Annotated in this window: 11 protein-coding genes and 1 pseudogene; all 12 read right to left on the reverse strand. The window is 69.2% G+C overall.

Annotated features, from left to right (window positions below; genetic code table 11):
- Nucleotides 1-23 precede the first annotated feature (23 nt).
- The 12 genes and pseudogenes from LPA41_RS04425 to LPA41_RS04480 all read right to left on the reverse strand — a co-directional run bounded on the left by LPA41_RS04425 (nt 24) and on the right by LPA41_RS04480 (nt 25881).
- A complete protein-coding gene (locus LPA41_RS04425; protein WP_229068489.1) occupies nt 24-1289 on the reverse strand; it encodes a PLP-dependent aminotransferase family protein in 1266 nt (421 codons plus the stop codon).
- A 97-nt stretch (nt 1290-1386) separates the two neighbouring features.
- The gene (locus tag LPA41_RS04430; RefSeq protein ID WP_229068491.1) at nt 1387-1605 is read right to left on the reverse strand and encodes an MbtH family protein; all 219 of its coding nucleotides are present in this window, start codon (nt 1603-1605) and stop codon (nt 1387-1389) included.
- Nucleotides 1606-1833: 228 nt separating this feature from the next.
- On the reverse strand, nt 1834-2916 hold the full coding sequence (locus LPA41_RS04435; protein WP_229068493.1) for an amidinotransferase: 1083 nt from the start codon (nt 2914-2916) through the stop codon (nt 1834-1836).
- A gap of 40 nt (nt 2917-2956) precedes the next feature.
- On the reverse strand, nt 2957-10081 hold the full coding sequence (locus tag LPA41_RS04440) for a non-ribosomal peptide synthetase/MFS transporter (protein ID WP_229068494.1): 7125 nt from the start codon (nt 10079-10081) through the stop codon (nt 2957-2959).
- Between the two features lie 208 nt (nt 10082-10289).
- The gene (locus LPA41_RS04445) at nt 10290-10538 is read right to left on the reverse strand and encodes a hypothetical protein (protein WP_229068497.1); all 249 of its coding nucleotides are present in this window, start codon (nt 10536-10538) and stop codon (nt 10290-10292) included.
- A 163-nt stretch (nt 10539-10701) separates the two neighbouring features.
- Complete coding sequence (locus LPA41_RS04450) at nt 10702-11586, reverse strand: helix-turn-helix transcriptional regulator (protein ID WP_229068499.1); 885 nt, start codon at nt 11584-11586, stop codon at nt 10702-10704.
- Between the two features lie 665 nt (nt 11587-12251).
- Entirely contained in the window at nt 12252-13499 is a 1248-nt protein-coding gene (locus LPA41_RS04455; protein ID WP_229068501.1) for a PP2C family protein-serine/threonine phosphatase, read from the reverse strand.
- A gap of 230 nt (nt 13500-13729) precedes the next feature.
- The gene (locus tag LPA41_RS04460; protein ID WP_229068503.1) at nt 13730-14392 is read right to left on the reverse strand and encodes a hypothetical protein; all 663 of its coding nucleotides are present in this window, start codon (nt 14390-14392) and stop codon (nt 13730-13732) included.
- A gap of 198 nt (nt 14393-14590) precedes the next feature.
- A pseudogene (locus LPA41_RS04465) lies at nt 14591-14791 on the reverse strand (hypothetical protein); the annotation flags it as partial.
- Between the two features lie 251 nt (nt 14792-15042).
- The gene (locus LPA41_RS04470; RefSeq protein WP_229068505.1) at nt 15043-15351 is read right to left on the reverse strand and encodes a hypothetical protein; all 309 of its coding nucleotides are present in this window, start codon (nt 15349-15351) and stop codon (nt 15043-15045) included.
- A 9-nt stretch (nt 15352-15360) separates the two neighbouring features.
- Entirely contained in the window at nt 15361-22134 is a 6774-nt protein-coding gene (locus tag LPA41_RS04475) for a polymorphic toxin-type HINT domain-containing protein (RefSeq protein WP_229068507.1), read from the reverse strand.
- A gap of 204 nt (nt 22135-22338) precedes the next feature.
- On the reverse strand, nt 22339-25881 hold the full coding sequence (locus LPA41_RS04480; protein ID WP_229068509.1) for a LamG domain-containing protein: 3543 nt from the start codon (nt 25879-25881) through the stop codon (nt 22339-22341).
- Nucleotides 25882-26201 lie beyond the last annotated feature (320 nt).

Genomic DNA, 26201 nt, shown 5'->3' on the forward strand with positions numbered 1-26201 from the left:
TGCCCGGGGGGTGGTGGCCCGCGTCAGCGTTCGCTGACCAGGGCCGCGAGGCGGTCCAGGCCGGTCTCGATCTCGGCGGGGGTGACCCGGCTGAACGAGAGCCGCAGCTGGTGGTCGGAGCCACCGCCGCGCATGAAGTACGACATCGGGGTGAAGATCACGCCGTAATCGGCGGCGGCGGTTTCCAGCAGTGCGTCGTCGACGACCATGGGCACGTCGCAGACGAGGAAGAAGCCGCCGTCCGGGCTGTTCCAGGTGACCCGGGAACCGGAGCCGGGCCCGCCGAAGCGCCGGGCCAGCCCGGCCAGCATCTGCGCACGGTTGCGCCGGTAGGTGGCGGCCTGCGGCTCGCCGGCCGCGCGCAGACGGAAGCCGCATTCGATCAATCGGCCACCGGCCACGGCCTGCGCGAGTGGTGCGGTGTTCACCGTGACGACGCTCTTGAGTTTCGCGAGTTCGTCGGCGAACAGGGTCCGGGTGACGCCGGGCGCGCTGACCACCTGATCGGCCACCAGGTAACCGATCCGCAGACCCGGCAGGATGGTCTTGGCGAACGAGCCGAGGTAGACGACACGGCGTTCCTCGTCGAGCGCCTTGAGGGTCGGCCGCGCCGGTCCGGTCCCGCCGAAGAAGCCGTAGGCGTTGTCCTCCAGCAGCAACAGGTCCAGTTCGGCGGCGGCATGCAGGAGGCGGCGGCGCAGCTCGGTGTCCATGCTGCGCCCGGACGGGTTCGCGAAGTCCGGCATCACGTAACAGGCGCGCGGTCGCAGGCCCTGGTCGCGCAACCGCCGTACGGTGGCCGCGAGGTCCGCCAGGTCGATGCCGTCGGCGCCGTCGCGCACCTCGACGACCGGCAGGTCGAGTGTCCTGGCCGCACCGGTGAACCCGACATAGGTGGGTGCCACCGCGAGCACCACGTCGCGGTCGTCGCGCCGCAGCGCGCGCAGCACCAGGTGAATCGCCTCCTGGCAGCCCACGGTGACCATGACGGCCTCCGGTGCGGCCGTGATGCGCTCGTCGACCCGCAGGTGCTCGGCGATCAGATCACCGATGATCCCCTTGGTGGGCCCGTACTGGAACAGCGTGGACGCCGAGCCGCCGCCGCGAGCCAGGAAGAGATCCAGCCAGCGGTGCACGTCCACGGCGGAGAAGTGATCGTCGAGAGGCCGGCCGGCCGCGAAGGAGACGGCGTCCGGGTAGCGGAGTGCGATCTCGTTGAGGAAGTTCATCGACGTCAGGTCGTCGTCGGCGAGCGACGGGTGCAGCAGGTCCAACTGAAGGTCGCTCACGACGGCCCTTTCCACGGTGCACGGCTAACGGCGCACACAGGCGCCGCAAGCCATTACCTCCGACTTTCCGGAGGCCTTTTCAGTGATTCCGACCACGTCAGGAACTGACGTGATCCATCGCTTCGACAAGGCTTTTCGGTCGCATGTCGGTCCAGGTTCGCTCGATGAATTCCAGGCACGCGGCCCGGTCGCTCTCCCCGTGCACAACACTCCAGCCTGCGGGAACGTCAACGAAATGCGGCCACAGCGAGTGCTGACCCTCCTCGTTGGCCAGCACGAGAAATCTTCCCTGCTCGTCATCGAAAGGATTGGTCATTGTTTGGTACTCCTGGCTTCTGGTGGGCGCCGACAATCACGTTGCGAATCCGGTCGGGATCAACGTGAACCCTACGCATTACACATTAGATAGATCAACTAGGACAGACGTGAACAGCACATGAAGGACCATGAATTGCCATCGACAGAACCATGGCCGCGGCTGCGGCAACCGGGGCCGGGCGGGCATGTCGGATACGACACCGTTCCCGGGCCCCGGTCACGCCGATCAGAAGTACGAGCGCAGGGTGCCGCGCCGCCGGACGTCCGCGGTGACGCAGTGGAAGCATCCCCCGAAGCGCATGACGTTGCGGAACGGCACGGGCACCGGCTCCATGTCCCAGTCGGCGAACATGTCGATCAGCGGCTGCTCGCCGGCCTCGACCACCACCCGCCGCTCGTCGAGCATGATCACGTTCATGCTGACCCAGGCGCTGGACATGTAGAGCTCGTGGTCGCGCGGCAGCGCCGGGTCCGGGGCGAACCGGATGTCCCAGGAGTCGAACATGGCCGGCACCGACTTCACCCGGTTCGGGTTGAGCAGCAGTTTGCCGGGCGCCAGCGGCATGAACGAGGCGTCGATGTGCATCGGCGACGGGTCCGTCACGTCGATCACGTGCACGGTGTACTCACCGCCGATGTGCCGGGCGACCCAGTCGATGCCGAGCTGGTTGGTGACGTGGCTGCGCTGGGCGAAGATGTCGGTGCCGCAGCGGATGAAGTCGGCCGCGTCGAACGTGGGCTCGAACTCGGTGGTCAGGTACCGGCCCGACTCGTACGGCCGCTCGGTGTCGTACCCGGCGTCGTAGATGTCGTCGGTGAGCTGCGGCTTGGGCGCGCTGATCCAGCGGGCGCCGCGCCGGAAGTAGTCGGTGAGCAGGTTGCGGTACGCGTCGATCTCGAAGTACCGGGACCGCCACGCCATCGGCGCCTCGATGATGGTGTCGCCCACGACCAGCAGCAGGTCGCGGGGCATCGCGCTGTACAGGCCGCCGGGGCTGCGCCAGTTCGGCGTGGCGAACGGGCGGCGGTGGTCCACGGCGTCCGGCCGGACCACCCGCACACCGAGCTCGGTGAGCGTCCTCGCGAAGCCGTCCAGCTCGGCGACGGCGGCCGCGGCGTGCTCGGCGGGCCAGGCCTGGCCCGCCGAGGCGCGGAAGAGCTTTTCGGAGCGGGCCGGCATGGTGGCTTCGACTGCCACATCCCATTCCGGTACGGCGGCGCCGTCCATCACACCGACGATGACCTCTTCGAGCGGGTCCCACTCGTTGTAGGAGCTCACCGGGGATGTGGTGGCGTTGTTCTCGGACACAGTTCTCCTCTGTGGAGGGTTGGACGATTACGGTGAGGCGTCAGGCGGCGGTCAGGCGGGCGTCGGCCTGCCGCTGCAGTTCGTCACGAGTGCCGATCTCCGCGTCCGGCACGGCGTCGGGCAGCACGTCCTCGAGCAGCCGCAGGCGCGGGTTGTACCAGCCGCGCAGGGTCCAGCCGATCAGCAGCACACCGCTGACGACGACGACAAGTGCCAGGCCGCGGCCCGGTCCGGTGCCCAGCACGGCCCCGGCGGTGCCGGCCAGCGGGGCGCCGGGTTGCAGCGCGTCGCGGAACAGCCGGTCGGCGAGCGGGCCGACCAGCACGTACCCGATCGGCATGGTCAGGTTCATCGCGGTGATGAAGATGGCCAGCACCCGGCCCTGCAGCTCCAGGCCCACCTTGGTCTGCACCAGCGCGATCCAGTGGCCGTTGATGAGCGATTCGGTGGCCGACAGGCCGAACATGCCGGCCATCATCAGCCACGGTTCGCTGGTCAGGCCGACGGCGGTCAGGGCGAGGCTGCTGACCCCCATGAAAGCGATCATCCCGGTGGCCCGGCGGCGGGTGCCGCCCCACACGCTCATCACCAGCCCGCCGACCAGGGCGCCGACACCGCCGGCGGTCAGGACCAGGCCGAGCGTGGCGACGTCGTGCTCGATCAGGATCAGCGGGGTGATCAGCGCGAAGCCGATGGTGTAGATGAGGTGGTCGACGACGAAGAACCGCAGCGCGGCGGTCAGGCCGGGCCGGCGTGCCACGTACCGCCAGCCGTTGCGGATCTGGGCGCCGACGGTCTCCTCCCGGCGGCGGAACAACCGGTCGGGGAAGCGCACCAGCAGCAGGGTGACGGCGGCGACCGCGAACGTCGCCGCATCGACGAGCAGCAGTTGCGGGGTGCTGAGCACGCCCAGCAGGCCGGCCACCAGCATCGGTGCGAACAGCGCGCCCGCACCCACACCGAGCTGGCCGATCCCGGTGGCGTGACCCAGGAACGGTTTCGGCACCAGTTGCGCCATCGCCGCCAGGTAGGCGGGGCGTTGGAACGCGGTGGCCAGCGAGGTGAGCGCGCACAGCAGGTAGACGTGCCACATCCGCAGGTCGCCACCGCTCAGCAACGCGATGAGCGCGATGGTGGACAGGCCGGCGGCGCCGTCCGAGGCCAGCATGACCAGGCGCCGGTCGTACCGGTCGGCGACCGCACCGGCGAGCGGACCGGCCAGGATGCCGGGCAGCAGCGCGACAGCGGTGACGAACGCGAAGTCGGTGATCCGCCCGGTCTGCTGATACACCCAGAGGCTGAGGACCAGCTGGCTGAGGCTGCTGCCGACCATGGACACGAATTGGCCGGCGGCGACCGCGGCGAACCGGCCCAGGCTGGGCTGCGGGCCCGCCGGGCCGGTCGGCGCTGCCGAGGGCGCTGCCGGGACCGGTTCCGGATCGGCGCCGCCGGCCCACCGGACGATGTGCTGCGCCAGCTCGGCGGCCTGGTGCTTGAGGAAGAAGTGCCCGGCCTTCGGCAGCACGGCGAGGCTCACGTCCGGGCCGAAGTGCTCCCATTCCCGGAAGCGTTCCGGGTACAACTCGGTGACCCGGTCACGGTCACCGACCACGCTGAGGATGGGGGCCCGCAACGGCGGGAGATCTTCCTGAAGCGTACGGGTGAAGTACTCCTCGGTGTCCCGCACGTCGTGCCGGACCGCTCGCAGCACCCAGGCCTGCTCGGGTTCGTCGGCCACGTCGGTGAACCCGCCCCGGGCGCGCAGGAACTCCAGGTACTCGCGGTCCGAGACGAGCCGGTTCACCGGCAGTTTCCGGTACGCCCAGTCGAAGATCCGTCCGGGCAGCCGGGCCACCGGGAACCCGGCGCCGATCACGAGTCCGGCGACGTCACGCCCGGACTCCTCGAGCCGCCGGGCCAGCTCGACGGCGATCGCCGAGCCGTGGCAGTGGCCGTAGAGGTACAGCGGGCCGGGTACCGCGGCCAACTCGTCGAGGCAGCGCCGGACGATCTCCGCGCCGGGCAGCAGCGGCTCGTCCGGGCGGCTCGCGTCGTGGCCGGGGCTCTGCAGGGCGTACAGCGCCCAGTCGGCGGGCAACGCCGACGCCAGCGGCTCGAACGCGATCGCACCGCCACCGGAGTACGGCACGCACACCAGCGTCGCCGCCGGGGCGGCCCGCTCGGGGGTGAGCCGGTGCAGCAGGCGACCGCCGGCCGCGTCCGGGTCCGGCGGGGCGGTGAGGTGCTCGGCCAGCCGGCGCACGGTGGCGGTGCGGTACAGGTCGAGCAGCGCCACCCGGGCACCGGTGACCGGCTCCAGCGCCCGGACCAGCCGCAGCGCGGTGAACGAGTCGCCGCCGAGGGCGAAGAAGTCGTCGTCGAGGGCGACCGTGCCGACACCCAGCTCGGCGGCCCACACCTCGGCGAGCCGGCGTTGCAGCTCGGTGCGCGGTTCGTCGCCGGCCGCCGCCGCGGTGGTCTGCGGTGGCGCCGGCAGGGCGGCGCGGTCCAGCTTGCCGTTCGGTGACATCGGCAGGGCGGGCAGGGCCACCAGCGCCGCAGGCACGGCGTAGTGCGGCAGAGCGTCGTGCAGCCGCCGCCGCAGCCGTTCCAGGTCCGGCGGATCGGCCGAGCCGTCCGGCACCACGTACCCGGCCAGCCGGGCGGTGCCGGCCCGGTCGGCGCGCACCGCGACCGCGGCGGCCCGGACGCCGGGCAGCGCGGCCAGCGCCGTCTCCACCTCACCGAGCTCGATGCGGTGCCCGTTGATCTTCACCTGGTCGTCGGCCCGGCCGAGGAACTCCAGGACACCGTCGGCACGGCGGCGCACGGTGTCCCCGGTGCGGTACATCCGGGCGTGCGGGACGTCGGTGAACGGGTCCGGCCGGAACCGCTGGGCGGTCAGCTCGGGCCGTCGGTGGTAGCCCGCGGCCACGCCGGGGCCGCCGATCCAGAGTTCGCCGGTCACGCCGTACGGCACCGGTTCCCCGTGGGCGTCCAGCACGTACAGCCGGTTGCCCGGGTACGGCCGGCCGATCGGCAGGGCCGCGCCCGGCGGCAGGTCGTCGGCCGGGCCGTCGAAGTAGGCGTTGTCGACGGTCGCCTCCGTGACGCCGTAGGAGTTCACCACCCGCGCGTGCGGGCCGAGCAGCGCCCGGGCCCGGCGGTACTCGTGCACGTACCAGCGGTCCGCCCCGCCGGCGAGCAGCCGCAGCCCGGGCAGCCCGGCACCGGCGGCCTCGCAGTGCTCCACCAGCCGGCGCAGCACCGCGGGGACCAGTTCGGCGACAGTCACCCGGTGCTCGTCGAGCAGGGTGCGCAGAGCGGCCGGGTCCAGCAGCGTCTCGCGGGGACAGACGACCAGGTGCGCGCCGGTGGACAACGCCCGGACCGTCTCGCCGACGAACACGTCGAAGGAGAAACTCGCCGCCTGCAGGTGCACGTCGGTGCTCGTCAGCTCGTAGGCCGTACGCCACATCGCCGCCGCGGCCCGGAGGTTGCCGTGGGTGACCACCACGCCCTTGGGTTGTCCGGTGGTGCCGGAGGTGTAGAGCACGTAGGCCGGCCGGTCGCCGCCGACGGCGTCGTCCGGTGGCGGTGGCGCGTCCGGCAGCGCGGTGCAGTCGAGGGTCGCGGTGCTCTCGGGCAGGGCGGGGGTGTCGCCGCCCCCGGTGAGCACGACCCGGGCCGCGCTGTCGCCGATCATGTGGGCGAGCCGGCCGGCCGGGTAGTCCGGGTCGAGCGGGACGAACGCCGCGCCGGCCCGCCACACGCCCAGGACCGCGGCGATCGCCAGCGGTCCCCGGGGCAGGCAGATGCCAACCCGGTCGCCGGTGCCGGCGCCACCGGCGGTCAGCGCCGCCGCGATCCGGTTCGCGGTGGCGTCGAGCTCACCGTACGACCAGGTGCCGGTGCCGCAGGTGACCGCCGCGGCGGCCGGCGCCACGACGGCACGGTCCCGGACGGCGTGCTGCACCACGGGTGCGGGCTCGGCGCCGGGCTCGGGTGCGGGTTCGGGCGCGCCGAGCAGTTCCCGCCGCTGCGGCGCGGGCAGGACGTCCAGCCGGTCTATCGCGGTGCCGGGGTTCGTCACGGCGGCCTGGAGCAGGCACACCAGCTGGTCGAGCAGCCGTTCCACGGTGACCCGTTCGAACAGTTCGGTGGCGTACTCGGCGGTCAGCTCCGGTGTCTCACGGACCAGGTCGACGGTGATCGTCAGGTCCAGTTTCGTCATGCCCGGATGGGTGTCACCGACGTGCGACACCGTCACCGGTCCCCGGGTGGCCCGGGCGGGCGGCGTGTTCTGGACGATGAGCATGATCTGCGTCAGCGGGCTGCGGTCGGCGCGCGGCGGCACTCCGGCCGCCCGCACGATCGCGCCCAGCGGCAGGTCGTCGTGGCTGAGCGCGTCGCGGGCGGTCCCGGTCGCGCGGTGCAGCACCGTGCGGAAGTCGGGGTCGCCGGCGAGGTCGGTGCGCATCGGCAGCACCGTGATGAAGGCGCCGACGGTGGACTCCCGCTCCGGGTCGGTGCGGTGGGCCACCGGGCTCAGCACGGTGATGTCGGTGTGCCCGGTCTGGCGCCGGATCAGGGTCTGCACCGCGGCGAGCACCACCGCGTACGGTGTGCTGCCGTTCTCGGCAGCCAGCTCGCGAACCCCGGTGAGCAGGTCGCCGGGCAGCGCGCGGGCCAGTTTGGCACCGGCAAAGGACCGCACCGCGGGACGTGCCCGGTCGGCGGGCAGCTCCACACCGGTGTCCATGCCCCGCAACCGCCGCGCCCAGTGGGCGTGCAGCCTGTCCCGTTCCGGAGATCCGGCCAGGGCCTGCTCGGCGTGCAGATGCCCGGCGTAACTCGCCGCAACCGGCAGCTCGTCGCCGGCGAGCAGCGCGGCGAGGTCCTCGGCCACCACGGCCGCCGACCAGCCGTCGAAGACGGCGTGGTGGACGGCCAGCACCAGCTCGCACTCACCGGGGCCGGTGGCCAGGACGGTGGCCGCCAGCAGCGGCCCGCGTGCCAGGTCGAAGACCGTGCGACCCCGCTCGCCGGCCAGACGCTCGGCCCGCGCCGCACGATCGGCCGGGGCGAGACCGCTCAGGTCGTGCACCTCGACCGGCACGGCCGGGACATCGCCGCCGGCCAGCACCGGGCCGGTGTCGCCGTCGAGCACCCGTGCGCGCAGGGCGTCGTGGCGCTGCGGCAGGTGCCGCACGGCCGCCACGATCTCGTCGGGCCCACCGGCCCCGGTGATCCGGTACCTGATGCCGAGGGTGTTCATCGGGGTGCCGGGCAGCAGTTGCTCGCCGAGCCAGGCGTCGCGCTGGAAGTCGGTCAGGGCCGGGGGTCCGGACGCGGTGACTTCACCGGTGACGCCGGCCGGCACCGGGACTGCCGGCACGAGCGTGGCCAGGCTCGCGACCGTGGGGTGCGCGTAGAGGTCGGCCACGGTGATCCGGACGCCGAACCGGCGCTGCAGCCGGGAGAGCACCTGGACCGCGGCCAGCGAGTGCAGACCCAGGTCGGGCAGCACGTCGTCCGGGGCCGGCCGACGCCCGAGAACATCCTTGACGATGTCGGCCAGCGCCTGTTCCTGCTCCGACGCGTACCGGGCGCCGAGGGTCTCCCGCGGCGCGGCGAGCGCGGCCAGGGCGGCCACGTCGACCTTGTCACGGTCGGTGCGGGGAAAGGTTGTCACCGGTACGAGCGTCGTCGGCACCGCGTACCACGGCAGGGTCGTCGCGGCGTGCTCACGCACCCCGGCGAGGTCGCTTGTCGCGTCACCGACCAGCAGGAATCCCAGCAGGATCTGGCGTTCGCCGTCGTAGTGCACCACGGCGTCACGGACGTCCGGATGGCCGATCAGCGCGCGTTCGACCTCCGCCGGCTCCACCCGGAAGCCGCGTACCTTGACCTGCCGGTCGATGCGGCCCAGATAGACCAGCCGGCCGTCGCCGAGCCGGCGTACCCGGTCACCGGTGCGGTAGTAGCGCACCCCGTCGTCGAGGGTGCGGAACCGCTGGGCGGTCAGTTCGTCCTGGCCGACGTAGCCGATCGCGACCGTGGGACCGCCGATCAGCAACTCCCCCGCCTCGCCGGGTGTGACGTCGGTGCCGTCGGGGCCCAGGATCCGGGTGACCACACCGGGCAACGGCCGGCCGATCACCGACTGTCCCGGGACCTCCGGCTCGGCGTCGGGGCCGGCCAGCTCGTCCCAGGTGCACACGATCGTGGTCTCGGTCGGCCCGTAGGCGTTCACGACCCGGATCCCGGCGGCTGCCGGCAGCGCCCGCCACGCGGCCACCCGTTCGGGCCGGACGGCCTCGCCGCCCATGGTCACCAGCCGCAGCCGGGGTGGCATCGGGATCGCGTCGCGTGTCACCGCGTCCACCAGTTCGTGCCAGAACGCGGTCGGCAGATGCAGCACCGTCAGTTCCCGGTCCGCACACCGCTGCAGGAACCCGGCCACCGACGAGATCATCGCGTCGTCACGGATCACCACCGTGGCACCGGCCGTCAGCGGCGGGAGGATCTCCTCGATGCTGGCGTCGAAGGCGATCGAGACGAACTGCAGCACCCGGTCGTCCGGGGTGTACCGGTAACCGGCCGCGTCGACCCGGCAGAAGTGCGCCAGGGCGGCCCGCGACACGGCCACACCCTTGGGTCGTCCCGAGGTCCCCGACGTGTGGATCACGTAGGCGGTGTCCTGACCGGTCGCCTCCGGGGGCACTGCCACCTCGGGCCCGGTGCTCCCGCCCGCCGGTGTCAGGCAGGTGAGTCCGGCCGCGGCGAACGGCGCCTGCCGGCCGGGGCCCGCCACGACGGTGGTGACGCCCGCGCCCTCGGCGATCCGGCGCAGCCGGTCGGGCGGGTCCGCCGCGTCGAGGGGCACGAACGCCGCGTCGGCGAGCAGGATGCCCAGCATCGCCAGTACGGTGCCGGTGCCACGCTCGGCGGCCAGGCCGACCACGTCGCCGCGGCCGAGCCCGGCGGCCCGTAACCGGGCGGCCAGGGCGTGGGCCCGGGCGTACAGGTCGGCGTAGGTGGTGACCTCCGCGCCCTCGACGACCGCGGGGTGACCGGGCCGGACGGTGGCGTGGTGTTCGAGGAAGGACAGAAGCGGTGCCGGTGCGCCGGGTGCGGCGGCGGCGAGTGCAGGAGCAGACATGAACCGGGTTTCCGGTAGGAGACGGTGCGGCAGGAACTATGGAGGCCGCCGGTGAACCTCCGCCGTCCCTGCGGTGGCACGTCCGTGCACTTTGGAGTCTGCTACTTCACCTTGATGATCAATGATTGAACTTTCGGTCGGCCGTGCAACCCGGCGGGCCTCGGTGCCCTCGTCACCCTGCCGTCGCACCGGCCGGCGTGCCGGGCCGTCACGGGCGACTGTTGGAGGGCAGCATCGTCAGGCGCTGGGCCCGGATCAGGACGCGGCGGCGGCCGATGTGCCGGCCGGTGGAGCTGACTTCGACGCCGTCCACCTCGTACCAGACGTCGTCGTGGAATTGCACCGGGCTCTTCCAGTCGACGCGTTCGACCCGCAGCCACAGTGGCCCGCTGCCGAAGCAGTAGTCCTTCTCGTCGAACTGGCTCGCCGGCCGCTCGGGACCGCGGTTCCTGTCCATGACCCCGTCCCCTCGTCCAGCGGTTCGCTTCGTGTCCAAGGGTGTGCTTTTGCACTAGCAGAATCAAGTGCCGCTGCACGTGCATATGCACGACGGTGGAGAATGTGGAAGATCGGGTGACGGGGGCCGACGATCGGCTGATTTGCTACGACACCGCGAGTCGCTACGGCATCGCGAGGGCGGCGTACGTGCGCAGGACCTCCTCGATCACCGACGCCGCGCGATCCGGTGGGGTCGCCCCGGCGCAGGCACGGTCCACTGCGAGGGTGTACTGCTCCACATCGACCGGCCGGTCCACATAGGTCGCGCCGGTCGGCTGTTCCAGGTAGACGGTGTCCGGCAGCTCCGGCTCGGCGAAGCGCAGCAGCGTGAACGGCACCGCGGCGGTGGCCAGCGCGTCCACCCGGAACGAGCCGATGTGCAGCCGGATGTTCGGTGCCCGGCAGGCCTCCGCGAGCGCCTCCAGCTGCCGCCGCATGACCTCCGGGCCGCCGAGTTCGCGGTGCAGCGCCGCCTCGTCCACCGCCGCCCACAGCACCGCCGGGCTCGTCCCCCGCAACACGCGCTGCCGTAACTGCCGCAGGTGCACCCGCCTGTCGAGCTCCTCCGGGGGCGCGGCGCAGGACATCTCCAGCAGCGCGCGGGCGTACTCCGGGGTCTGCAACAGGGCCGGGACGAAGTGCAGGTCATAGGTACGGATCAAGGACGCGGCCTGCTCGAGGCCGAGAAAGGCGGTGGACCACGGCGGTACGACGTCCGCCAGCGACTGCCACCAGGCGGGCGCGTTCGCCTGCCGGACCAGGGTCAGCAGTTCCTGCCGTTCGGCACCGTCCACCCCGTACAGCGTGAGCAGGTCGGCGACGTCGCGTTCCTTGAACGGCACCCGGCCCAGCTCCATTCTGCTGATCTTGGATTCCGAGGCCCTGATGTGCCAGCCGGCGTCCTCGCGCGAGATCTGCCGGGCGAGCCGGTACCGGCGCAGGCGAGCACCCACCCGCATGCGCAGGGCGGTGGGACCGCCGCGATCGCCGGAGTACGCCTGCGTCATGAATCCTCCTCGGCCATGGCGGTCGGCTCCCTCTCGGCCCTACCCGTCTGCACGTGCATCGAATCGTGCATCGTCACAACCATCCAGCATCCGCACCGATCGGAGGACATCGCCGGCTGCCGGCGGTTCCCCAGCGGCGCGCACCCGCACCGAGCCGCCGCCGTAAGTCGGCGAGAGCACCGAGGCTCGCCGTTCAGGGTGGACCCGCTTCGCTCGTACGCCGCCGGGCCGGATCGCGTACGCCGCCAGGCCGACCGCCATACGCCGCCAGGCAGGGCGCAGGCTGGCCGCCGGCTTGCTCGCATCGCTAATCCTGCGGGTGGGTCGCCGATCCGGCCGGCGACGGCGCGGTGGCGTTCGCGTTGCCGTTCGCGCCCGCCGACGCCCACGGGTGCGGCGTGGTCTTACCCGCCCTCGGTTCCCCGGCGGTCAATGAGTGACCAGCGCAGCGCCCTGCGGTGGGTTCGCGTGGCGTTGTTGATCTGCTAGCGATGCGAAATCGCGGTTTCAACCCCATGATCACAGCGATTTCGTACTGCTAGCAGATCAACATCTCGGTATGGGCGGCAGATCGGGGGCTGCGGTGCTGAGGCCGGACGCAACGTGCCCGGCGCACACTGCGGACGTTCCCGGCGCATGCCGCGGTGGCCGGGATCGCTGCGCGATCAGCCCGCCACGTCGTGGGGTGCCCGGTTCGGGGCTTCCGGCAGCTCCGTGTCGGAACGGGCCGGTGCCGGGCTGATCCACTGGGCGAGCAGCACGGTGGCGTCGTCCTGCAGGTGGTCCTCCTGGTGGTCCAGGATGGCGTGGACCAGCCTGCGGGCCGTCTCGGGCAACGGCAGCCGGTCGGCGATCGCCTTGACCGTGAAGTCGACGAGCCGGTCGATGCCGAACGACACGCCCTTGGCGGAGCGTGCCTCGATGATCCCGTCGGTGTAGAGCAGCACGTGGTCGCCCGGCTCCAGCGACTCCTCGACCACGACCGGCGGCCGGTGGTGACCGAGAGCGACCGGCAGGGCCGTCGGGGTGGGCAGCACCTTCACCGCTTTGCCGTGGCGGATGACCACACCGCCAGGGTGTCCCGCGGAGATCACCCGCAGCACACCGGTGCGCTGGTCGAGTTCGGCCAGAGCCGCGGTGATCAGCCCCCGCCGGTCATGGTCGTGCACGGCGCGGTCGATGTGGTGATAGGTGCCGACCAGGTCGAAGCCGGCGCGGCGGGCGTTGCGGTAGGCCGCCAGCGCCAGCGAAGCCAGCATGACGGCCCGCATCCCACCGGCCGAACCGTGCCCGACGGCGTCGAAGAGCGCCAGGTGCGCGATGTCGCCGTTGACGGCATAGTCGAACGCGTCACCGCCGACGTCGTAGCACGGTTCCAGCACCCCGCTGATCATCAGATGCCCGGTGGAGAACGTCAGCGGCGGCAACTGGGCACGCAGCATCTCCGCGGCCAGGCGCATCGGCTCCCGCCGGCGCAGCCGTTCGATGGTGTCGCTGTAGAGGTCCCGGGTCACCAGCAACTCGGCCAGCAGCGCCGCGACCGTCGCACAGTCCTCCACGACCGGCTCCACCACCGGACCGGCCAGGACCACCTCCAGCACACCGAGCCGTTCCGCGCCGTTGATGAGAGGCAACCACAGCCGTACGCCGTCGGCCTCGGTGTCACTCACACACGCGGTGACCGTGGTGAAAGCGCGCCCCGCAAAGGTCCCGTCGACCAGGAACGACTCCCGGGCCGGAGCATCCCCACCCACCAGCGGCAACAACTCCCGCTGCCGATGATCGACCAGGTAGAGAACCATGGCGGTGGCACCGACCAGCGGCGCAGCCCGCATCGCCATCTGCGGAAGGTCGTCCGGCCGGGCATGGTGCGACTGCCGCAGCAGCCGGCCCAGCGCCTCGATCCCGCTCACAGCGACCTCCCTCTCACCCGCCAGAGGCAGTGTGGCGCACCCGGCCCGCCACCACCGCACGCGGGGGCGTAGATCACCCCCGCTGTAGGCGGGTGCGCTGGTGCAGGTCGCGGCCGACGAGCCGTCAGCTGACGGTCCCCCTGACAGATGCTGATCGACCTTAGCCGCCTCGACATGAGATCCAGACGGCCGCGATTGGTCGCGTGCAACCTGCATCAACTGCCGCACGGCTAATACCAGTCCATGATCAGCCTGTCTATCTGCGCGACAAGGATTTCGCGACGCCGATTTTCGCCCACATCGACCCGCAGCCTTTGAGATATTCCTTCGAGCTTTTCCCGCACGCCCAGGTCAGCGTCGAAGATTCGATCCGAATACGGGAAGGATGTCAGCTCTAAATATTCCTCCAAACCCCTGACGAGCTCGTCATCAATCTCTGCGCGCGGTGGATGATTATCGGAATCTTCCAGCGCCGACGCAGCGTCCTTCAGGCGCCATCCTGCGTAATCTCCACCGACAATTAACAAAGACAACCCTGGCGCAATATTTACCCACACAGGGTCCTTGGATCCCTGGTCTGATCCCTCTGTCAGACACATCAAGGCACCCTGTTCGAACAACCGAGACGCTGTTGACGGAACTTGGAAGTTCGCAATGTCGATCAGCCTCGGAGCGCCTCTTAGCTCTTCGACCTGGGTCAAGCCCTCTGCACATCTGCCAGCCGAAACAGTATGCTCCGGCACTCGAAGGGCTACGCCTCTGAGCAGGCCGGATTCGACATCGAAACGGAATTCGTCGACTTCTACCGTTGAAAACCAGTCGACACTACCCGCAGTTTCCAATACGAATCGTTCATGCTGCACCCGGTCCGAGTAAGGTCCCAGTGCCACCACGCCACTTCCTATAATGAACCGTGGCGACTCCACAATGAGGGAGGCACGTTCTATCTCGAGTCGGTGACCACCGAGCCGGAAACAGTGCACCGTACCTCCCCCCCCACTCAGCCGCAGTTACATTGGAACGGGAAAATTTGCTTGGCAGCCGCGAGCGTTGCCCCACCAGGCGCCGGAACCTTCCCATTCACAATCATTTCATGTGTGACTGGCATCCCCGGATCGGACGAAGACCCTCCGAAGATGGCCGCGCCGCTCTCGCCACGAGTCTCGGCGGCGGTCGATGAGGTGTTCGACGGCGGTGATGCGCCGTTGCAGCCGAACGGAGCCGTCGTCGACGGCGGTGGTGTCGATGTGGTCGAGGATGGCGCGGGCGGCGTCGAGGTTGCCGGTGCGGGCGGCCCTGCCACGCGATGCACTGACGGACACCATCGAGCAGCCAGAGCCGACAGCGCCATCCTGACTATCATCGATACTAATGAATAGTAGTGATCATCTGACATCAACCGTGACAGCAACCGGGACGCACTCGAACGCCTACAGGTGAACGATCACGCACCGACGGGAGGAGTTCGGGCTCCCGCCTGCGTCGACGCGTCCACGCACAGTCCGGTTCGGGTTGAACTACAGGTTCACGCGGAGAGTAAGAGTTACGGAATTCCCAGGACATCCGCCACCGCCTCATGTATTTGGTCAGCGACTCGTCGCAGTCGTGCTGCTTCAGCCTCTCCCCTCGTTGCCCGTTCAATCTGCCAGGTCACAAATTGGGGTGCGAACCAAATTAGCTTGACAAGTTCCGATTCCACTGTTTCGCCGATCGGTGGAATGCTACGCAGGAGGGCGACGTACGCTACGCCGCCAATCTCATCGAAGACGCCGGCACGAAGTTTCCCCAGGAAACCTTCATCCTCATCCCAAGCATCATCAAGGGAAGCCAACAATTCATCGCTGACCTGCATAAACAACTCCTACCTTCCGGGCCAGTGGCCAACAATGGCCTCCGGCGGAACATTTTGAAAGATCAGAACTTCCTGGTCTTTTCTCGCATACGAACTGTGTCGCCTACTGCTCGGGAATGGGCCATTGGAAATGTCTTCGACCCTCATCGCCATCCGAGTGTCAATGGCAACAACACCGTACCCCTGATCGTATTTGTCGAATGCCACGCTACGAGACTTTGTTGTCGAGATCCAAGGCGTTGCCTTTTTGCCGGCCACGTGGGACAACGGCGACACGCCAACAGCCGCTGGATCACGCGCAAAGAGTCCCACAGAGGGGTCCTCCCCCTTAGCCAGAGCTCGGTAAACGATTCCACCGCAGTTGTGGACGAGGACCGGGGTGGTGCCGGCGAGCACATAGTACGTGTGGACGTTGGCCACGGTGAGGTCGCGCATCCACTGGGATCCGGTGAACGTGCGCTTGCCGGCGACGGTGACCGGGGCCGACTCGGTGGTCTGCAGCTGGTGGCCGGTCTTGAGGCTGTCAGCGTCGGTCCACTGACGGGTGGTGCGGTCCCAGAACGGGTGGTTGTGGGTGGTTTGCACGACGGCGCTGGCGCCGCTGGGAAGGGTGACCGTCAGGTCGACGAACTTCTCGTCGAGGTTGTTGTGCAGTTCGGTGACCGGTTCGGCGCGGGTCTTGCCGGTTTCCGGGTCGGTTGCGGTGACCTGATCGCCGACCTCGATGTCCTCGATGGGCTTGGTGGTGCCGTCGCCCATGAGCACGAGCGTTCCGGGGACGAAGCTGTGCCCCTTGCAGGAGGCCTTGGCGAATCCCCGGCCGCCGGCGACGACCGAAACGGCATCCAGCGCGCCCAGTGCGCCGTGCCCCGCGGCCTCCAGGTAGTCGCCTTCTTTGATGTTGTCGACGACTGCTTGGCTTTGCGTGACCATGTCCGCGGCGGCCAGCGGCACACCCAGGACACCGGTGATACCGCCGACGATTGCGGATTTGGCCAGGTCGTTGGCGCTGTGGATGTTGCCGTCGAGGTAGTCGGTGGTCATGGTGCCGGCGGCGCCGGCGACTGCCATGCAACCCAGCGTTCCGGCACCGGCGGTCAGAGCGGTGCAGGTGGTGAAGGTGGCGATGCCGACGCCCACGCCGATGATGTTGTTGAGGTTCTGGGAGCCCCACCTGGAGGCGCGCTGCCAGAAACCTTCCTTCTTGGGCGGGGCGTGGACGGCCTGTGCGCCTCCACCGCCGCCGCCACCACCTGAGGCGCCGCCGCCTCCACCGCCACCGCCGTTGCCACCGCCGTTGCCACCGCCGCCGTTCGGGCTGCCGCCCGTGTCGGGGATGTTGGACGTGCCGCCGGTTACGCCGGGCTGCTCCATCTGCTGGGCGCCGGTGGGCCCGTAGAACAGGTCGTCGCCCCGCAAACCGGTGGGGTCACTCATGGTGATGGGGCTGTTGTTGGCGTACGCGTAGGCGTTCCACTGCTGCGGATCGGTCAGGTCCTGGATCGGGTCGACGGAGATGAATCGCCCGAGGACGTTGTCGTACTGACGGGCCCCGATGTGGGTCAGTCCCGTCGGTTCGGTGTCGCCGCCTACGAAGCCCTTGGGATTGGGCCATGCCGCATTGGTGCCGCGGACGCCTCCGTACGGGGTCTGCCGCCGACTGGTCACCTGCTGGCTCGCGGCGTTGACGGCGGTCTGTTGTGTGCCCTGGTGGTCGGTGAACAGCCAGGTCAGCCCGTTCACCGCGGTGGTACGGGAGGCGATGACGGCGCCGTTGAAGCTGTAGTACCGGATTCCGGCGACGCTGCTGGTGGTGCCGGAGACCGTCCGGCGCAGCTCCATGCCGGGCAGGTAGAGGGTCGTGCCGGTGCTGTCGCGGCGGATGAGGCGGGTGCCGTCGGCGTCGTACAGGTTGGTGGTGGTCTTGGTTCCTTCGACGACCTTGGCAAGCCGGCCTTCGGAGTCCCAGGTAAGGGTCTGTCCGGGCCGGGTCTTGGTGTTGCCGCCGAGGTCGTAGGTGTAGTTGCTGGCGGTGCTGGTCGTCTGACCGGCCAGCTTGGTGGTCATGGAGGTGACGGCGTGCGGGCGGACGGATCCCTTGCCGGACGCGGGCGACGTGTAGGTCCGGACGGTGTCACCGGCGGCGGTGTGGGTGGTCTCGCTGGTGCGGTTGCCGATCTCGTTGACGGTCCAGTCGATCCAGTACGGCGCCGGACCGGCGAGGGTGGCGACGGTCGGCGCGGTCCCGCAGCTCGCGGTCGACGCCGGCGTCCAGGCGGAGGCCAGCCGGGACAAGCCGTCGTAGGCGAAGCACTGTTTGTCGGCCTGACCGACCTTCGGTGCGTCGGTGATCGACTCGATGTTGCCGCTGGGCTGGTAGCTGTAGGTGCGATTGACTACGTTACCCGCGGCCTTGCTGGGCTTGACCTGCACGTTCTTGAGCCGGCGGGTGTCGGTCTCGTAGTCGAACGACTGTTCGGTGTATTCGCCACCGCTGGTCCACATCTGGGTGGTGGACGGTTCACCGAAACCGGTGTACGTCTGAGCCGTGACGTACGTGTTCACGTTGGGCAGGTTGGTTTCCATGCCCGTGGGCAGGCCGTGGTCCGCGCCGTACTTCGTGGTGACGGTTTCGGTGACCTGACCACCACCGGCCGGGTAGGCGAGGGTGGTCGGGGAACCGTTGTAGGACGAGAAGCCGTGTGAGTAGACGTAGGTGCCACCGAGGCCGGTCTCGTTCGGCGGGATGTTCCACTGGTCGCCGGTGACCTGGTTGCGGCTGTTGATCAACAGTGCCTGCCACTTGTAGGGCTGGCGGGTGCCGTCGGCGGCGATGTCGTAGCGGATCGACTGGGTCAGCGACCCCCGCGAGACGGTGCCGTTGGCGAGGGTGTCGTACTTCCACTCGGCACGCTTGTTGGCGGCGACGACGCTGTCGTCGTAGACGGCGAGTTTGCGGCCCAGGTCGTCGTAGTCGTAGGCGAGGACTTCGCCCCGCCCGTCGGTCGTCTTGATCAGGTCACCGAACTGGTCGTACTCATTCTTGGTGGTGCCGCTGTCCGGGTCGACCGCCTGGATCTGGCGACCGAGGATGTCGTAGGTGTAGGCCCACTCGTTCTTGAGGTGGTCGGTGACCTTGGTGAGCTGGTCCTTGGCGTTGTGCTCGTACCAGGTGCTCTGGTGGGCGCCGCCGATCCCGGCGGCAGTGGTGTACTGGCGCAGCTCCGAGGTCCGTCCGAGCGCGTCGGTGATGGTGGTGGTCGGGGTTCCGCCCTTGGGCGGGACGACGGTGATGCGGTCACCCTCGTACGTGGTGGTGGTGCGCCACTTGTCGACGAGGTTCGTCACACCGTCGCCGGCCCGGAAGATGCTCTCGACTATGCGTCCGGCACGGTCGAACACGGAGACGTCCTGCTTGAACACCGACCATTCCGGTTCCCACCACAGGGTGCCGGACGGTGCGCCGGGTTCGGTGTGTGCGCCGAAGGCCATGTAGGCGCGACCCCAGGCGTCGTAGTGGGTGTCGGTGACCACCCGGCCGGCGCCGTTGTCGGCGCCGCCCTTGACGGCTGCGGACTGGGACTGGCGGGGACGCAGCAGGCCGTCGTAGATGGCGTACGAGACGTCGGTGCCACCGGCGGCGTTGAGTTTCTCGGTCTTGACGTACGGGTAGCTGCCGCGGCCGGCGTCGAAGACGTAGGTGAACCTCGTCGACGGCGGTGTGGTCTCCAGGACGCGTTTCCAGCCGGGATCCCAGACGGCGGCGGTGCGGCCGAGCGCGTCGTAGGTGACCTCGGTGATCCGGTTGTTGTGGTCCTTGATCTTGGTGGGTGCGGCCCAGGCCGGGTTGATGTCGGTCGTGGTCTCCCAGCCCAGATTGGTGGTCTGGGTCTTCTGCGTGACCAGGCTGGTGGCCGGGAGGTACTTGGTGGTGACCGTGTTGCCGCGCGCGTCGGTCTCGGTCTCCTGCCGGCCGAAGTCGTCGAAGGTGGCCTTGCCGCTGGTGCGCCAGGCGGTGCCGCCGGCAGCGGTCCAGCCGTTGAGCAGGTCGGTGCGCGTCAGGTTGCCCTTGGCCGGCGCGGTGCCGGCGCTTGTCGCGCCGTCGTAGAAGGTGAGCGCGTCGTCGACGACGTGTTCGGGCGCCGTCGGCGCGGTCCCGCAGGGCAGTGCCGTGGTGGTGACCCGGCTCGGCAGCGCGATCAGGTTCTTGTCGGTGTTGCGGTTGTACGTCGTGGTGGTGCACTTCTCGTCGCCGCCGGCAGCGTGGTCGCCGTTGTTCTGGACTTCACTGAGCAGGCCGTACTCGTCGAAGGTGTTCTCAATGCTGGTGACGCGCCAGCCCCGGCTGGCACCGGCGCCGAGCGCGGTTCCGGTGTAGGTGGTCCTGGTGTTGACGTAGCGGGCGGTGGCGGTGTCCCCGTTGACGGTGCGGGTCGCCTTCGCGCCGGAGCGCCAGGGCACGTTGACGGTGGTGCTGACCGGATGGGTGTCGACGCCGTTGTAGACGGTCTGCTCGCGGACCATGCCGGCGAACTGGTCCTCGTCGTACACGGTCTCGGTACCGAGAGATGCGGGAACGGTGACGTCACGGGTCCCGCCGGACGGGCCGGCGCGGTCGCCGTGCATGCCGCGCAGGTAGGTGGTCCTGGTCAGCGTCTGGTTGCTGTCACCGACCCGGGTGGCGACGGTCCGGTAGCCGCGGAACTGGTTCCAGGTCTTGTATTTGGGCTTGCTGAGGCCGTCGTCGTCGGCGTAGTGCCACGCCGGCGTGCCCTCATAGGTGTAGTGGGTGTTGACGGTCGGGGACTGGTGGTTGCCCTCGATCTGCACGTCGGTCTGCGACACCATGCGTACGACGTACTTGTGCCACCACTCGACCTTCGGAGCACCGGTGGGGTTGTCCGGGTCGGGCCCGAGCACCGGGTAACACAGCCGGGTGTTGTTCTGCGGAGATGCCGGCAGGTTGCCCGCGGAGCAGTCCGTGCTGGAGTAGTGCACCTGGGTGACCGCGCCGGTCTCGGTCTGGATTCGTTCCAGCCGGTTCCAGTAGTTGGCGGCGCTGTTCATCGTCAGCACCCGGTTCGCCATCGGTTTCGGCTCGAGGGTGACTTCCGGCATGGTGATCGTGCCGCCGGCGTGGCCGGTGTGCACGATCGAGCTCAGCCACAGCCCGCCCTGGTGGCCTTCCTCCGGCGGCGGGAAATCATGCTTGAGGGTGTACGAGTCGACATCCTGCCACTTGGCGGGGCTGACCCGGGTGTCCCAGATCCTGGTGGTGACCTTGGCCAGGCGTTTGGTGGACCAGAACGTCGGCGAGAAGTTGTCGCAGGAGGTCGCCGTCAGCTTGCACTCCTGGTCCCACGGGGTGTCGGGCCAGTGCTTGCCGTCGTGGGTGCCGCAGTCGCTGTCGCAACGGTCGCCGGTGGTGAACAGGACCTGGGCGCGGGCGGTCACGGAGCGGTCGGCGCCACGCTCCCAGGTGCCGTAGTCGATGCGGCTGAGGGTGCCGCCCCGCACGTACGGCAGGTTCTTGCTCTCGTCGCCTTCGGCCGCGTACTGGTTCTCCTCCGTGTCGTACCAGTACGAGAGGGTGTTGCCGTTGGTGTCGATGACGTAGTCGAGGTTCCACCGCCAGGCCCGGGTGTGGCGGGAGGCGCTGAACGTGTCGGCGTGGCCCGGTTCGCCCGCGTGGTTGGAGTACACCGGCAGCGTCCACGCCGAGTTGGTCTTGCTGCTCTGCCCGGGCAGGCTGTTGCGGCCGAAGAAGTACTGGGTGCCGTCCGGAGTGGTGACCTTCCAGTGTTCGCCGTTCGCGTCGTCGTTCCCGGCGCCGGGCAGCCGCTCGACCTTGGAGCCGTTCTCCGACAGCGGGTGCCAGCCCTTGCCCTCCTCGTGGATCAGCTCCGAACTGGCACCGCTGAACGACAGGAACGCGTTGTCGGTCCGCCAGCACTGATCGACCGAGTGGGCCGGATTGTTGTCGTCCCCGGCCGTGTCCTCGTCGCAGCTGACGTACCGCCGCTCGATGTAACCCGGGGAGAACTCGAAGCCCTCCCCCAGCCAGGACGGCTGGTTGTTGGTCGCCGACGAGCGGCCGTCGACGCCGGATGACGAGTACGACAGCGACAGGCTCGGCTGGGGCCCGTTGATGCCGGACGGGGTCCGCATCGGGTAGGTCCAATTGAAGTCACCGGTCGACCCGCCGGCCGACCAGCTCGACGACGCCGACAGCGGCGTGGCCGAGAAGTCGCCACCGGAGCCGGACGGCGCGGCCGCCAGTGCGACGAGCGCGGTCGCGCCGGCCGTGGGCGACTTCGTCACCGGGACCTCGGCGGTCACGGTCCGGGCGGACAGGTCGTTGCGCGAGGGCAGTGCGGTGGCGTCACAGCCGGCCTTGTCGGGCGTGGTCAGCGCGCAGCCGGGCAGGTGCCACAGTTTCAGCCGCGAGGCCCAGTCGCCGCCGTAGGCGTACTTGAACGCCGCATAGTCCATGGTGACCGACGCCGTGGTCGGTGTGCTCGCCTCGACCTCGGCGACCACACCGCCACGCCACCGTTGCGGAACTGACTGCCGGTCGACGACGGTGGCGGTGACCGTCGTGGCGGCGGCTGCGGTCCGCTGGGACCGGCTGACCCCTGCGGGCGAGGTTGCGACTTTGCTGCCGGCGGCCGGCCAGACCGGCGCCGGAACCTGTGCCTCCGGCAACGGGGCGACGGGGCGCGGGATCCCCCGCACCTCACGCCCGTCGTTGTCGAGTTTCTCGACGGCCGGGCTCAGATGCACGTCCTCCGGGCCGGGCTTCGCCAGCGCCGGAGCTCCTACCAGGGATGAGGCGACGACTGCGCCGGCTGTGAGTGTGGCCAGGAACCCTAGGGTTCGCCGGGTTTCACCGATACGGCCGATGACCCACGGCCGGCGAGCACGCTTCATGGAACTACCGATCTCCTACGGTTGGGGAACGCAAGGCGAGGGGGAAGTGCTCGGTGACTACGGCCGTTTGTCCGGCAGGTTCTTGACCTCGGTCTCCGTCTTCGTGCCCTGGAAGACCATGACGTCGTCGATGCCGCCCTGCCAGAGATCCGCGTATTGCGGTGTGCCGTTGTCACCGGTCCACCAGGCCGCGCCGACGGTGAGCGGGCCCGCGGCGTTCCACGGCGTGGTGAACGCGACCTCGCCCTGCTTCGCTTTGCCGACGTAGAGGGCGAGGGTCTGCCGGTTGGCGTCGAACACCGCGGTCAGGCGGACCCAGGAGCCGGTTGCCGTGCTGGTCAGCGCGGCTTTGCCCTTGACCTCGACGTTTACCTCGCCGAGGTCGTCGTCCTTGGACTTCATCATGACGGCCCACCGGGTCTCGTATCCGCCGGTGATCGCATAGCGACGCGGGCCCAGGTAGAACGCGGACTGCTCGACGCCCCGCTGGCCGAGGGCCGTCATGGTCCGGTCGAGCCGGTCGGGTTGGACGAACGCCGTGACAGTGAACGACTGGTCGGTCCGCAGCACCGGCGTGTTCTGCCAGATCTGCTTGCCGGTGTCGTCGATGGTGCCGGTGTTGCGCTGGGTGACGCCGTACTCCACCGTCGGCGGGCCGGTCGTGTCCTCCGGGTCGTCGGGCACGGGTGGCGCCGGGTAGGTGTTGAAGTCCGCCCACGGGTTGGAGTCACGCACGATGTTGACACCGAGGGTCGTGGTGAGCCGCCGGTCGAACGCGCTACCGTCGGGCGCCTTGCATCCCTCTTCGGCCTGCAGGCTGATACAGGGCTGGCCGGCGGAGAAGTCCCAGCGGCCGACCTCGATCGGGGTCATGATGCCGGCCAGGTAGGGAGCGTTCTTGGTGTCCAGGGTCTGCCGGATGGTGACGTCCTCTTCGGTGATCGCCCGGTCGAAGATCTGGACGTCGGCGACGCTGCCGGCGACCGGCTCCACCCAGCGGGTGGAGGTGTACTTGCGGTTGCCGATGCGCACCGGCCCGTTCGCGGTCCATCCGGCCACCACGGTCTTGGTCGCCTTCACCACGCCACCGATACGGATGGACATGGTGCCCGACCCCCGGTCGTAGATTCCCGCCACGTGGGTCCATCTGTTCGCCACTGCCGAATCGACCCCGCAGACGATGCGGGCCTCGGTGGTCGCATCCACGTCCGCGGGACGCAGGGTGAAGCAGAAGGAGTTGTCGACGACGCCGTCGCCGTCGTAGTCCTCGACGCGCGACTGCAACTGGAAGCGGGAGGTGAAGTCGCCGTCCTGCGACACGAAGGTCTGCGGGGCGGTGCCGATACTGTCCAGGCGCACCCACGCGGCGACCGAGAAACTCTCCGCCGTGTTGACCACCTTGCCGCTGGTGGTCAACGGCCCGTTGCCCGGCAGGTCGAGGCTCTTGCCGTCGACCAGACGCTGGTTCGCCTCCCACTTCGGTGTGCCGGCCAATGACGTCGTGACACCGTCGTAGGTCTGGGTGTCGACCAGGGCGGCCTCCGGGCTCAGACCCGGGTAGGTCTCCAACGCCCACCGCGCCTTCGCCGCCGACGGCGGCAACGCCTCGAAGTCGTACGAACCGTCGGCCACGTTGCCGGTGGTGTCCACCGCGACGAGTTCGAGAGTGTTCAGGCCCCACTTCGGCGCGCTGAGCCAGACCTCGGCCTTCGTGGTGACGGTGCCGTTGGACTGGGTGACCTGCTGAGCGGCCACCTCGTTGACCGCGGTGACCCAGCCGTACCGGAAGGTCTTCACATCCGACGAGGTCGAGGTGATCGTGAACTTGGTGCGCTTGCCCGGTTCACCGGTTCCGGTGGCCGTGACATTCTGCGGAACCTTGGTGTCGATCCGGAACTGGCACCAGTTGGATTCCGGACTGTCCTTGAAGTAGGTGTCCCGCGTCCTGACCTGGAACCTGTAGGTCTTGTCGCCCGCCACGGTGATCTCCGCGGCATCGGCACGGTTGCCCGGGGCGGCTTTGCCGGTCTGGTTGGTGTTGGCCGGGCCACCGATGGAGGTCCAGGTGGTCCCGTCCAGCCGCTGCAGCTTCCACGACACGACGAGGTTCTGGCCGTCGTCGTCGATGACGTTCGCCGCGAATTTCGGCTTGGTGGTACCGATCGTGATGGGGCTGTTGCAGCTGACCCCGTTGACAGACAACGGGCCGGGTTTGCCGGGCAGCGTGTCGTAGTCGACGTAGAGCCTCGCGTCATTGGGGAAGAACTTCTTCCAGCGGCTCTGGCTGTCCTCGTACTCGTGTGAGGCGTTGCCCGCGCTGAAGGCCACCGTGACGCTCTGGTAGCCGCCCTCGGCGATCTCGCGCATCAGCGAGGTGATCGGCCCGGTGTTGTCCGCGTCCTTGAAGTTCACCGTCATGTCGCCCTGGGGCGAGTCCGGACAGCCGGCACCCTCGTTCGCGTGGGACGACCCCGACGACAGATGCTTGAGCAGGGTCGCGTTCGACCACCCGACCCGTGGTGTCGCGTTGATCGTTTTGGAGTGGAACATGTGCGTCCACGTGTCGTCGCACGACCAGGTGTGGTCGACCTTCATCTCCACGTACGCCCGCTCGACCCACTTGTCGTCCAGCCCGGAGGTGGGGAACTGGAAGTGCGAGCGGTAGATCCGGCCGTCGTCGGGGCTCAGACCGACCCGGGCACGCGACGTGTCGCCGTTGCTGGCGTTGCCGTTGTTCGCGTACGCCCACTTGTTCTTGAAGGGCGTCCACATCGGGTCGATGTAGAGCGGGAACTCGGCGTCCGCCAGCAGCTGCGGGTCCGGGCGCAGCAGCAGGTCGCCGCCGCCGTTGATGCTGGTGGCGATCGGGGCCACCTCCGCGCCGTCGCCGGGCCCCTCCGCCGTGGAGGGGTCGGCACTCACCGCGACGCCGGCCTGCCGCGCCGAGCCGGTCGAGCGCGCGGCAGCGGTCGCCGGCGCGGCCTTCGCCGAATCCCACATCACCGGGGCCGGGGCGGTCGCGAGCGAAACACCGTCGACGACCGCGTTCAAGGACCCGTCACTCGCGGCGCTGACCGTCGCGTCACCACCCAGTTCGAACTTGATCTCGCGAAGAGCCTCTTTCGAGGCGGCTTTCGCCGTCTTGACCACCAGGACGTGCGAGAAGCCTTCATGAGTGGCACGGACGACCAGGTCGACGTCCGGGAGCACATTGGGATAGATCGCCGACTCCTCGGTCACGGACGGCGGCGGCAGCGTCCCGTTCGGCCAGGTCACGGTCAGCTTCTTCCCGGCGCGGACCAGCGTCGCCATCGGACCGGGACCGCCGGCGGAGAAGCGCACATCCGCGATCGAGGCCTTCGGGCGCAACGTCCCGTCATCGCCCGGCGTCAACGACAGGTCGATCGAGTCCCAGGTGCCGTCCGCGCGCTGGACACGCTGCGGGACGACCGCGGATTCGAGCAGCATGCGGCCGTCCGGCTGCGCGAGGACACGCGTGAACTCGGTGCGCTGGGACTCGTCCTCCACCTGCGAACCGGTGGCGACGGCAAGCCGCGACGCCGAAAGCTCGTTGGGGGCGGTCCGCGGCGCGGGAAGCATGGGAGCCGGTGCTGCGTGTGCGGTGTACGGCACGGCCACCGCTGCGGTAACCGTCAGAGCCGATGCGGCGACAATCGGCATGAGTGGGGTAAAACGGACACGTTTGAACAGCGCGTTCATGCGCAACACCGACGGAGTCCCCCGTATTGAGCTGGGTCAGTGCCGAGGAACGCTAAGCCCGCTCATGCCGAGCTGTAAAGATCATGAACTTCAGATTTCCGGGATTGGAAGTCACCTCGGCGGGGTATCGAAGTTTCTCTTGAACCCGCCCCGCACCATCCACTGTGATCATCAGTGCTGGTGAATGCCGCTGCTGGCAT

It is taken from the genome of Actinoplanes sp. DH11, from assembly GCF_020873875.1.
GTDB lineage: Bacteria > Actinomycetota > Actinomycetes > Mycobacteriales > Micromonosporaceae > Actinoplanes.